The sequence below is a fragment of the Actinomadura sp. KC06 genome (genome assembly GCF_004348735.1).
Lineage (GTDB): Bacteria > Actinomycetota > Actinomycetes > Streptosporangiales > Streptosporangiaceae > Spirillospora.
Window position 1 is genome coordinate 1 of sequence record NZ_SMKT01000218.1, and the last position, 11,626, is coordinate 11,626.

Genomic DNA, 11,626 nt, shown 5'->3' on the forward strand with positions numbered 1-11,626 from the left:
CGACCCGCCTGGCACCCGACCTCCCCCGCCCGCCTCGCTACCTGACCGCAGGCTGAGTGCGTGCTCGTCAGGCGGTTGCGGCCGGGCCCGCCACGCGGAGCTGGAAGGACCGCAGGACCATCGCCATCTCCATCGCGCTCAAGGTCACGCCGAGGGTGACGTGAGCGGCGACCGAGCCCTCCACGCCCAGGGCGGCCTGGACGAAGGTGAACACCAGGATGGCGATCGCCCCTGGGAGCGGCCACTTCAGCCGGCGGTTGCGGCGCCACACCAGAATGGCGAGCACGAGCTGGACGATCACCAGGAACTCCACCACAAAGGCGCTCACCTGGTGCGGATCGATCGAATTCACGTCGCCGTTCAGGAACATCCCGGCCGTCAAGCCCTGCGACAGGGTCCCGAGCAGGCTGAGGACCGCCACGGCCCGCAAGAGGGCGACCACCGTCCCACCCTCCACGGCTCGGTCAGTGGTGGCCGCCGTGCCCGCTCCGGAAGAGGTGTCGTGCATGGATGTCCCCATTTCTCTCTGCTGCTCGGCTCCCTTCACTCAGAGACGAAATGGACCGATGGTTTGTGACATCTCACAGCCACGAAGAACGGCGGCGCGAGCCGCCGTTGAGCTCCGCTCAGGTGGTGCAGTGTTTGTCGGTGTCGACACGGACCTTGGCGCCGGTGAACTCCTCCAGGATGGCGATGTTCGCCGCCGAGTAGTTCGTCGCGGTGATGCGGTCGGCGTCGGGGCTGCCGAGCTTGCCGGTGAAGGGGGCGGACTTCTCCAGCCAGTAGGCCGTGCGCAGGAACTGGGTCAGGACGAGCTCGCGCAGCTTCGGCTCGTTCTTGATCTTGGCCCAGTAGTCGGGGTGCTTGTCCTTGGCGACGCGCAGGTAGAGCAGCAGGTAGCGGAGGTTGGTGGCCGCGATGTCCCGGGAGTTGCTGGCCCCGACGCCCTTGATGTACTCCTGCAGCACGGTGACGGCGGGCAGGCCCGTCAGTCCGGCGTTCTGCTCGGCCAGCACGCCTTGCAGCTTGTAGGAGCCCTGCTGGGAGTCGCGCAGGTAGATGCCGTCCATGCTGTCGCTGTACTTGTCCGTGATCAGCGGGAGGATCTCGCGGCGGGGGAATCCGCCGTGCAGCGGGACGGCGGACGCCTGCTGCGAGGCGTTGATCCAGGCGGCGATGTGCACGTCCCACCGGGTCCGGGACGGATCGAGGTCCCACATGTGGGTCTCCTCGTGGATCGCCACCATCATCGACTCGGCGAAGCCCTCGAAGCTCCGGGTGTTCACGAACTGTTCCCAGTACTTGTCGCCGGCCTGCGCGATGGCCAGCTTCTCGCCGCTGGGCCAGCGCCGCTTGTACATCTCCTGGAGGGTCGGCATCCAGTTCGAGGCGCTGAAGCGCGCTTTGAGATCGCTGATGTCGGCGGTCGGGGTCGAGGGTTCTCCGTAGCAGAAGGGTGCGGCGGCCGGGGTGTCCGGTGCGGGGGAGGCTGCGGCCAGATGGCCGGGCGCCAGGGACAGGGCGACCGTGGCGGCCAAGAGGGTCAGACGGCGGGTGCGTTTCACGGGGGACCTCGCTTCGGCGGGAGCCGTCGGCCGCGACCAGCTCCGATAGGGCGCGACCTATGTCTGATTCGGGATCGTATTTTGTATCGGCCGCCGCCGCCTCCCGCCGACCGTTGTGAACATCTGTCGAACGAGGTCGGAAACCGCAGCTCAGCCCCCGGATCCCCGAACGCGGCGCCGTAGAAAATTCAATTTCCCGAAAAGATCGTCTTCGCATCCCGCCGGCGTGGGGTGAAAATTCGCGGCGGAGAAACCGTCCCGTAGAAGCGGCCGTCTCCCGGAGCGGTGGCGCGGGGCGTTCGGCCAGGTCGGACGCGGGTCCGGCGCGCCTCAGACGAACGGCGGCGGGGGCGCCGATCCTTTCAGCACCCCCGCCGCATCTCTGGTTCGCCGGCTCGCTAGCTCTCTTGGCCGTTGAAGAGCTTCTTGCAGTCGTCCTCGGTGGTCACCTTGTAGTCGGCCTCGTTGATCATGGCGTCGAAGTTGCGGTGGAACTGCTCGTAGACGCGCGGCTCGTCCATGACCCGGAGGACGTTCTCGTCGTTCTCACGCAACGAGGGGTTGTTGAGGTTGGCGCTGCCGGTGAACACGACCTGGTGCGGTTCCCCGGTGTAGGTGGCATTGATGAGAATGTTCTTCGAGTGGATGTACGGCTTGCCTTCCTTGAAGCCGTAGAGGGTGATCGTCCCGTGGCCGGGCTTGGTGAGGTTCTCGCACGCCTGGTCGTAGATGTGGTGGGCGACGATCCGAATGGTGCAGCCGTCGTCGGCGAGCCTGCGCAGTTCCTCGGTGGGGGAGCCGCGGCTGATGGACCACATCCCGACCTGGACCATTCCGGGGCAGGCGGTTTCCTTCAGCGTGCTGGTGACGGTGTCGCCCGAACCGCGCGGGTAGAAGTAGCTCTTGGTGTTGCCGGTGATCTGCGGCGGGTTGTTCTCGTAGTACTTGGGGTCCGGGATGGCGAGTGCGAGGTCGTCGAAGTACTCGACGAACTGGTAGTACAGGTCCTTGTTGCCGACGTGGGTGTAGGTGCTGTTGAACAGGTTCCGTCCCGAACCTTCGTTGAGATTCATCGATGTCGTCGACACGACCCAGTCACTGCCGCTGGTCTTGGAGAACAGGAAGAACTTGTTGTGCATGGCCCCGGTGCCGATGCAGGCGGTACTGGAGCCTCTCGCCGGGCAGCGGACCACCCAGGAATTCGTGTCCTGGCCCTCCACCGCGTTCTTGAGCCGCTTGACCTCGGGCTCGTTCTCGTAGGCGTGGTAGTCGGTGATGAGCTGGAGGCTCACGTCACGCTCTTTGACGGCCTTGATGAGGGCGTCGGTGACGCCGGGCTCGTCGAAGTGGTAGGCGGTGCCGGTGATCGATTCGCCGTCCGGGGTGCCGTTGATGAGGTCGACGAGATGGTCGACCAGGCTGTCGTCGGGCTGGCCGAGCCGGTTGAAGTACGCCCCGGAGGCCAGGGCGGACGCGGTCTTCGGCGTCGTCTCCTCGTCGGCCCCGGCGGTGGCCGCGGACAGCGCGGCGACGGCCAGGGCCGTGAGTATGGCGGCGACGCCGACAACGGATCGTCTGAAGCGCTTGGGCGCATGCATGGGCAGGGTCCCCTTCTGCCGATGTGGGGGCTATGCGCGGGGTGTTGGACGGACGCTACAACACGGTTCCGGATCGTCGACCGGACGTGTCCTGAACACGCAAATCCGGTTGACGGCCGTTGGCAAGATCAGGTACTCGCGCGGGAAAGCGGAACAGAACGAGATTCGGTATGGTGGCGGAATGGTGGACGTATTCGATGATCTCGCCGCTGAGTATCGCCAGCTGGACGCCATTCTGGAGGCGCTCACCCCGGAGCAGTGGGCCGGGCCGTCCGGCGCCGAGGGCTGGAGCGTCTCCGACGTCGTCCTGCATCTCGCGCAGACCGAGGAGGTGATCGTCGACCCGTCCATCGGGGAGGGGACGGCCTTCCTGTCGGCGGACGAGGGGAGCACCGTGGACGGCGTCGCCGACGCCATGGTCGCCGCCGAGCGCGGGGCGACGCCCGCCGGGCTGCTGGCGCGCTGGCGCAAGGCCGCGTTCGTGACCCCGGAGATCCTGCGCGCCCATCCTCCGGGCACGCGCCTGTCCTGGGTGCGGACGTCGCTGTCGCCGCGCACGCTGGCGACGACCAGGCTCGCCGAGCACTGGGCCCACGCGCAGGACATCACCGTCCCGCTGGGCATCCCCTACCCCGACACCGCCCGGATCCGCCACGTCGCGTGGCTGGCGCACCGGACGCTGCCGTACGCCTTCGCTCTCGACGGCCTCCCGGACGTCCCCGTGTTCTGCGACCTCACCGCCCCGGACGGTACGCGCTGGACGTTCGGCGACCTGGCCGCCCCCACGAGGATCACAGGCCCGGCCTCGGAGTTCTGCCGCGTCGGCGCCCGCCGGCTCAGGCCGGAGGAGACCGGTCTCGCCGCCGAAGGCCCGCACGCCGCCGACGCGCTCCGCCTCCTTCGCAACTACGCCGCCTGACCCCCGAAACAGGCGGTTTCTCAGTATTGTGCACGGCATGTCAGGGAAGAAGATCAGCCCTATTTTCGTCCTTTTCTTCAGTGTCGGCCTCCTGCTCGTGGGGCTCGCGCTCATCTTCAGCCTGGCCGCGGGAGCGAAGGCGGACGAAGCCGATGCCGACAAGGGCGAGATCCAGCTGCAGCTGGCGACGATGCTCAACTTCACCCTCGCCGGTTTGTCGCTGATTCTCGTCGGGCTCGGCTGGCAGTTCGCGGCCGGTGCGAAAACGGACCCGCCGCCGATCCCGGGCCAGGCTCCGGGCTACCCGTACGGGCAGCAAGCACAGCAGCAGTACCAGCCCCAGCAGCAGCAAGCCCCGCAGCAGCAGACGGGGCCCCCGCCCGGCCAGCAGCAGTGGGGCCAGCAACCCCCCGGACCGCAGTCCGGACAGTCGTGACCCGCATCCGCCGCCCCTCGCCCTGAGGGGCGGCGGTCTCGTTCAGGACGTGAGCGTCGCGCGGAGGCGGCGGGCGCCCTTCACGGTGGCGTCGAACGACGCTTCGGCGATGGCCTTGGTCATGAAGTGGCACAGCCACGTGACCAGGAACGTCGCGACGATCAGCACGGGCGCCCACGCCCAGGTCAGCTGGACGACGATCCGCTCGATCGTGGCGTGCGGGTCGACGACCGGCTCCCAGCTGTTGAGGCGGGCCCACCGGCCGAGGAAGACGCCGATGGCGCAGAGGGCGTGCGCGGCGATCGTGACGCGGCCCTGCCAGGCGCCGAAGCCGAGGCGGGCCAGGTGCCGGAGCGCGGCGCCCAGGGCCAGGTAGTAGGCCAGGAACCCGGAGCCGATGAACAGCGCGTAGACGGGCAGGATCGCGGTCACGACGGGCCCGCCGCGGTCGGCCATCAGGATGTCGCCGCGGAGATGGACCAGGTCCGTCACTACATACGGCGCGTTCGGCAAGAAGAGGACGAAAAGGACGAGACCCGCCCACCAGAAGGGCGAGCGGGAGAGCTGCCGGCCGCGGAAGAGCGCCCAGGCCAAGGCCACCGGGATCCAGGCCAGAAGGGTGTTCCAGCCCATCCACCAGACGTCACGCCGCAGAACGTCGACCAGATTCGGTGCCACCTGCTCCAAAACCCCCATGATTGACATCATGCATGAGTTCCGGGCTCCGGTGCTGTGAAGAAGTTGTGAAGAAGGCCGTCCACGTTGGCGAAGCCGGACGTCGCCTCACGCAAGCGCTGAGGCCAGTCAGTGTCGGTACGGAGTGCGCCGACTGCGGTTTCGATCGCCGACGGGGTCCTTCCCCAGAGTGCGATGTTGCGGGTGTTCAGGTCACGCTGGTCGCGTTCCCACCAGGTGGTGACGTGACTGAGTTGGTCGGCGAGAGTGTCACCGGGAATGGTTCTCTTGTAGAGGGACGCCCATTCTTCGCTTCGGGGATGCCTGCCCGCGCCAGGGGTCGCATGGTGCGCTTGCTGGAGTTCCTCTAGGACGAGGCACCACCGATATGGGACGGCGAAGTATTCCGTCTCGTCGTCCGCGCAGTGGCGTCCGTGAAAGATGACCGTGAGATGGTCGGCGAGCCGCGCGGGAGCGCCACGGACCGCGACGGCGGCGTCGACCGAGTGGGAGACGGCGCAGTCGCGGAGCCGCGGGGGCAGGCCGTCCAGCACCCGGACGTTCAGGCGCGGCGGGCCCCAGCCGGACAGATGCGCGGCCGCCGCCAGCTCCGCCCACAGGACGAGCTCGGGACGGTCGGCCACCGCGCGCTGGGCTGTGCGCATGTCGCGGAGGGTGCAGGGGGAGTCGCGGCAGTCGGTCCCGCAGGTGCTGCTCCGCGGGCTCACAAGCGCGCGCGGAGACGCGACCGGTGCAGGGCCGTTTTCCAGGTGCGAACCGTCCGGCATGCGGATCAGGTGCGGGTAGTCCATGCCGTCGGTGAACACGGCGCCTTCGCCTGGCGTGAGCGTCACCAGGAACTGCGACTGCGCGTCCGTGATGTTCATGGTGGCGCCGACCGCGTCCCGGTCGTCCTTCGCGGGCAGCCGGTGGACGATCTTGACGGCGGTGTTCTTGATCACGTCCGGGACGAGCTTGGACGGGATCTGCTCCGCCACGATCAGCCCCTCCCCGTACGCGCGGATCTCCGCGAGCAGGCTCGCGAACGTCTCGACGGCATGGGACGCCGGCCCCGCGTGCTCGCTCCGCCGCAGCAGCCGGTGCGCCTCCTCGAACACGCTCAGGTGGCGCAGCCCCGGCGCGGCGCCCGCGCGCTGCCGCATCCGCAGATGCTCGACCAGTCTGACCAGCACCGTCCCCATGAGGAACGCCTTGTCGCGGTCGTCCCCGACGTCCTCGATCTCCAGGACGACGTTGCGCGCGAGCAGCTCGTCGAAGTCGATCGGGTGGCCGCCCTCGAAGAACCGCCCCGTCGTGCCGAGCCGCAGGCTGGACAGCCGGACCCGGATGAACCCGCGCACGTTGTCGGTGATCTCCTGCCCGTAGCCGATCTCGGAGACGACCTGCTCTGCGGCGTCCTGTAGATCGGCGAGCGCCGGGTAGCGCGGCGACATCCCCGGGTCGGACGGCTCCCCGAGCGCGAGATCCCAGCCGAGCCGCTCGTAGCAGCGGGTCAGGGCCGCGGCCAGCACCTGCGGGAACGGCTCGTCGGCGTCGAACGCGGCGAGGAACAGCGCCCGGACGAGATCGGCGTGGGTCTGCAGCGGGAACGGCCGCCCGTCCGGGCCCCGTGCCGGTTCGAGCGGGTTGATCCCGGCGGCGATCGCCTCCGTGTCGCCCGGCCGGATCGTGACCACCTCGGCGTCCGGGAGCCGCGCGGCCATCAGCCGGTACTCCGCCTTCGCCGGCTCGACGACCAGCCACGGCAGCCCGGCCCGCGACGCCTCCGCCAGCAGCGACCGGACGGTCTGCGACTTGCCCGCGCCGGTCGCGCCGCAGACGAACGTGTGCCGGTTCAGGCTGGACAGCGGCACCGACAGGGGCCCGACGTCGCGGCGGTTGCGGTCGAGGACGCGTCCGAGCCCCACGCCCGTGCCGCCCGACTCGGGCGTCACGTCGAACTCGGGCCGCATCACGAACCGGACTCCGGCGACCTCCCGGACGGGCGGGCGCGCCACCGCCGCCACCAGCTGCGTGCTCGCCTCGAACGGGCCCGGCGCGCCCGGGACCAGCGCATACGGCAACCGGCTGAGATCGGCCGACGCGCAAACCAGCGCCGCGACGCGGGCGGCCGCCTGCGGCGTCTCGGCACCCGCCATCAGATGCACCCGCCACAGGCCTGACGTCGCCGCCTGCCGCAGCTCGCGGTGCCGCCGCTCCAGCCGGACGGCCGCGACCGACTCCTCCGGCGACAGCTCCGCCATCGACTGGGCGCGCTGCTGCCGGACGGCCAGCTCGTCGGCGAGCCGCTCGGCCTCGTCCAGGGTCACGGGTTCGGCGACCAGCATCCAGGCGAACGGCTGCGTCCACACGGAGAGGAGACCGTCCTCCAGGGACGGCCTTGCGGGTTCATCTGGCGTGTCGTCGTCGACGAGCAGGCCGTCCGCGATGGCGCCGATGCTCACCCAGCAGGGCATCGAGTCTTCGGCGATCCCGTCAGGGAGCATCACGCCGCGTCCACCGGCCGGGAGGCTGAGCGTCGCCGACCGCCCGTCATGGTCGGCCCTGTCATAGTTGGCGAGGAGGCCGTCGCCGCCGACGAACACCTCCGTCGGACCGGACGGCTGCGGGCGCCGCCAGCCGACCAGCACCGGCTCCTCGCCCGCGTGGTACGCCGACACGAGCGCGGCGAGCCGCTGGTCGCGCCACTCGTCGCGGCCGCCCGCCTCCTCGTCCGGACGGGGGACCTCCAGCAGGCGGCAGACCGGCAGGCCGCGCACGGCGTCCCACATGTCAGCCGTCCCAGCGCATCAGATTCTGGAACAGTTCCGCCTGCTCTATCGCGTCGTCAAGCGCGTTATGGGTGTGCGGAAGGCGTGACAGCAGCGCGGCGGGCATCTGCCGCTTGGTCGATTCGGCGACCATCGCGTTGGCCTTCGCCGCGTAAAGGGTTTTGATATCGAGATGGCGTGAATGGCCGAACGGCGAGCGGGACGTGAACCGCATCCAATACCAGTACAGCCACATCCAGTCGTACGCCAGCGGATACGCCACCAGCACCGGCAGGGTGCCGCCCGCGGTCTCCTTCACCCATGCCGCCGCGTCGCTCATCGCCTTCGCCGGGTCGAGGCCCTCGCGGGCGAGCTGCTCGCGATCCAGCCCGCTCACCGCCAGCGCCTCCGGGACGAAATCGTCGCCGATCGGCTTCAGCTCGGCGTAGAAAGTGCGCTCCGCCGGGTCGGACGACGTGAACTCCGCGCCGTCGAACGTCCCGCAGGCCGCCATCCCGAAACTGAGCATCGAGTAAGGCCCGGGAATCGGCCCGTCCGCTTCGACGTCCACCGAAAAATACGTCTCGACTCGTGGCGTCACTTCTCCCCGCGCCTCTCGTCCTCCGGTCCGATCACCATCCAGTCATCCTCGCGCAGACCCGCGCCCGCGTGATGCCGATCGGCAATGGACAGCGACACTCCACGGCCGGTCGCTCCCTCCCAGCGCCTCACCCAGCCGCGCAGTGCCGGGGCGACTTGCTGCGGGTCAGGGGTGTTCTGCTCGCCGTCGTGGAATCGTCCGGCGAGGCTTTGGCCGGTGATCTGGAATTCGTAGGCGTCCGGCTCGCAGGCGGCGTCCAGCGCGTACATGCTGTCGAAGAACGCGGTGATCGGCTTGGGCCGCTCCTGGGAGAACCCCGCGGCCCGGTACTTCGCGACGGCGGCGTCCGCCCGTCGGAGGCGTTCGTCGTCCGACGCGCCACGGTGACGCTGGATGACCCTGGCCCGCAATTCGCTCTCGCTCTGCGGGAACCATTTCCTCGGATCCTGCGAGCAGAACCGCGCACCCGGCCCCTGAAGCCGGACTTCGGCGTCGCCGAACCCGTCGTACGCCAGCGCGGCGCGCAGTTCGACGACGCACTCGTCCCACTGCTCGGGACGCATTCCGAGCGGAGCGCGATGCATCCGCATGTCCCACACCTGCTCCGGAGAGACACCGGCGAACGCGAATTCACGCTCGGAGAACATGTACCCGGAATGGTCCGTCACCGTGGGGAACAACGGCCGATCCACCGCCCGCGCGGGCCTCTGCGAGGGCGGGTCAGGCACGCGGTCGCCACTCTCGGCCTCGTCGGCGGGCTCCCGCCAGTCGTCGTCCGGTGCCACGCGCGGGCCGGGCAGATCGGCCCCGCCGGGCGGCTCGGGCGCGCCGGGACGGTCGGAGGCGCGGGCGGCGGCGCGGCTCGCGGCTCGCGACGGCGAGCCCTCGGCGCCGGGACGGTCGGGCGGCGGCGGAGGCTCCTCGTCGGCTGGTGCGGCCGGACGGTCGATCCTGGCTGCGGTCCCGTCCCGATCCACGGTCATGGCCTGTCAGGCTATTGAGCAAGGCCCCCCATGGGAAGGTCGAAACGGGACGGACGGCCTGACAAGTCCCGTGTCAATCTGCTTGGGTGGTTTGCGCACCGAGACAGGACGGGAGTTCAGCGTCGTGAGGGGTGGACCCGTCGATCACGGAGGGCCGCGGACGCGCGTCGGGCGGCTCTTCACCCCCGAGCCCCGCCTCGGCTGGGTGTTCCGCGACCGCTGGTGGTTCCTGCGGCCCTTCCCCGAGGCCCCGCCGCGGGAGCGGCCGCTGCCGGAGTACCTGGCCCGCCGCGTCGCGGAGACCGAGCGGCTCGCGCGCCGCCACCGGAGCCGGACCCTCCCCCTGAGCCTCGGCGCCGCCGGGATCCTCGCGCTGATCGCCGGCCTGGGGGCCGCCGCCTTCACGATTCCGAGCACCGTCCCGCTCGGGACGCTCGTGCTCGCCGCGATGGCCGCGTCGCCGGGCCTGGTGCTGACGTCATGGTCCGTCCGGCAGCGGCAGGACGCCCGCGAGGCCCACGAGCTGGCCCGGCGGCAGCACGCGACCGGCTACCAGGACCAGGCCCGCCAGTGGCAGGCGCGCAGGCAGGCGCACGAGTCCGCCGAACGCGCGCGGCTGGACGGCCTGCCCGAATGGGGCGCGGCCAGGCGCCCCGCCCACCGCCTGGACGTGTTCGGCGGGACGCTCTGGGCGTGGGAGGCGCTGCTCACCACGTACGGGACGTCCACGCTCGCCGTCCAGCCGCTGCTGGTGCTCGACCTGTCCCGGGAGGTCGTCAGCAGGGAGCTGGCCGAGCTGTCGCAGGAGGCCGGGATGGCGGTGGACGTGCAGCTTCTGCCGAGCCGCCAGTCCTCGTCCAGCCTCCTGACCGACATGTCGCCGCAGGACCTGGTGGACGCGATCGTCGAGTCCATGCACGGCGGCACGCCCGACGCGGCCCGCGCCGAACGCAGCATGGACGACCGGATCCTGGCCAAGATCTGCGCCGCCCTCGGCGACGACGTCACCCTCGGCCGGCTCGCGGCGGCGCTCCGCGCGCTGATGGGCGAACCCGACGACGGCGACGTCCTGACGCGCGACGAACGGCGTCACATCGCGAGCGAGCTGTTCACCGTGGAGTACCGCCGCCAGGCGCACGCGAACCTGTCGCGGATCGAGTCCTACGTCCACCCGCTGGAGAACCTCGGCGCCGAGCCGGCGAAGGCGGGCGCGGGATACCTGACCTGCATCGCGCTGGACAGCCAGGCCCGCAACGTCCGGTCCGAGCTGCTCACCGACCTGATCGTGCAATGGGTCACCCACCGCATCACCGCCTCGCGGGACTCGACGCCCGCCCTCGTCGTCGCCGGCGCGGACGAGCTGGCCCGCCGCCACCTGGAACGGCTGTCGGACGCGTGCGAGCGGCGCGGCGTCCCGCTGACCCTGCTGTTCCGGCGGCTCCGCGAGACGTCCGCGGAGATGATCGGCGGCGGGGCCGTCGCCTTCATGCGGCTCGGCAACCACGAGGACGCGGCCCGCGCCGCCGACTTCATCGGACGCGACCACCGCTTCGTCCTGTCGCAGATCACCAAGAACATCGGCGGGAACGAATCGCACACGTCCACCGGCACCGAGGGCGAGGCCGACTCCGAGACGCTGAGCACGAGCCGCACGACGGGCACGTCCCGGAACTGGGGGACGAGCCGCTCGTCGGGCACCAGCCACTCGGGCGGCGAGATGTTCGGGATGTTTCCCGAGCGCTCCGCGTCCTACCAGCGCGGCAGTAACCGGGGCGGCTCCACCAGCACCAGCGACACCGAGGGGACCGCCACGTCGACGTCCCGGAACTGGTCGGCCGCCTACGCCTACGCGCAGGGCACCAACTGGAGCGACGCCGACACGACGCAACGCGTGTACGAGTACGCCGTCGAGCCCGTCACCCTCCAGCACCTTCCCGACCACGCCCTGCTCCTGGTCGAGTCGGCGCCCGGCGGAGGACGCACCCTCACGGCCGTCGAGTGCGACCCGTCCATCATCACGCTGGACCGCGTCACCACCGGCCCTCTACCGGAGCCGCCGCCCGCCCCGCAGCAGCCCG

10 protein-coding genes are annotated in these 11,626 nt (G+C 70.2%); 3 read left to right on the plus strand and 7 right to left on the minus strand.

Annotated features, from left to right (window positions below):
- Positions 1-67: 67 nt before the first annotated feature.
- The 3 genes from E1287_RS38695 to E1287_RS38705 form a co-directional block, all read right to left on the minus strand.
- The gene (locus E1287_RS38695; RefSeq protein ID WP_131970343.1) at positions 68-508 is read right to left on the minus strand and encodes a hypothetical protein; all 441 of its coding nucleotides are present in this window, start codon (positions 506-508) and stop codon (positions 68-70) included.
- A 118-nt stretch (positions 509-626) separates the two neighbouring features.
- Positions 627-1,565, minus strand: coding sequence for a hypothetical protein (locus tag E1287_RS38700; protein WP_207934720.1), 939 nt, complete (start codon positions 1,563-1,565; stop codon positions 627-629).
- Between the two features lie 398 nt (positions 1,566-1,963).
- The gene (locus E1287_RS38705; protein WP_131970345.1) at positions 1,964-3,163 is read right to left on the minus strand and encodes a phospholipase D-like domain-containing protein; all 1,200 of its coding nucleotides are present in this window, start codon (positions 3,161-3,163) and stop codon (positions 1,964-1,966) included.
- 181 nt (positions 3,164-3,344) lie between these two features.
- Here E1287_RS38705 and E1287_RS38710 point away from each other — a divergent pair, with 181 nt between their 5' ends.
- Both E1287_RS38710 and E1287_RS38715 read left to right on the plus strand, forming a co-directional pair.
- On the plus strand, positions 3,345-4,082 hold the full coding sequence (locus tag E1287_RS38710; RefSeq protein ID WP_243719732.1) for a maleylpyruvate isomerase family mycothiol-dependent enzyme: 738 nt from the start codon (positions 3,345-3,347) through the stop codon (positions 4,080-4,082).
- Between the two features lie 37 nt (positions 4,083-4,119).
- A complete protein-coding gene (locus E1287_RS38715; protein ID WP_131970347.1) occupies positions 4,120-4,518 on the plus strand; it encodes a hypothetical protein in 399 nt (132 codons plus the stop codon).
- A 42-nt stretch (positions 4,519-4,560) separates the two neighbouring features.
- Here E1287_RS38715 and E1287_RS38720 read toward each other — a convergent pair whose 3' ends face one another.
- Genes E1287_RS38720 through E1287_RS38735 form a run of 4 tightly spaced genes read right to left on the minus strand, consistent with a single transcriptional unit; the run spans position 4,561 to position 9,548 of the window.
- Positions 4,561-5,214, minus strand: coding sequence for a DUF1361 domain-containing protein (locus E1287_RS38720; protein WP_131970349.1), 654 nt, complete (start codon positions 5,212-5,214; stop codon positions 4,561-4,563).
- Between the two features lie 8 nt (positions 5,215-5,222).
- Positions 5,223-7,985 (minus strand): ATP-binding protein, encoded by a 2,763-nt coding sequence (locus E1287_RS38725; protein ID WP_131970351.1) that lies wholly within the window; start codon positions 7,983-7,985, stop codon positions 5,223-5,225.
- Position 7,986: 1 nt separating this feature from the next.
- Positions 7,987-8,565 (minus strand): 3'-5' exoribonuclease, encoded by a 579-nt coding sequence (locus E1287_RS38730; protein WP_131970353.1) that lies wholly within the window; start codon positions 8,563-8,565, stop codon positions 7,987-7,989.
- On the minus strand, positions 8,562-9,548 hold the full coding sequence (locus E1287_RS38735) for a hypothetical protein (RefSeq protein ID WP_131970355.1): 987 nt from the start codon (positions 9,546-9,548) through the stop codon (positions 8,562-8,564). The genes E1287_RS38730 and E1287_RS38735 overlap by 4 nt, the downstream gene beginning before the upstream one ends.
- Positions 9,549-9,672: 124 nt before the next feature.
- On the opposite strand from E1287_RS38735, the gene E1287_RS38740 reads away from it, so the two are divergent.
- A partial coding sequence (locus tag E1287_RS38740) for a hypothetical protein (RefSeq protein WP_131970357.1) occupies positions 9,673-11,626 on the plus strand: 1,954 nt, incomplete at its 3' end.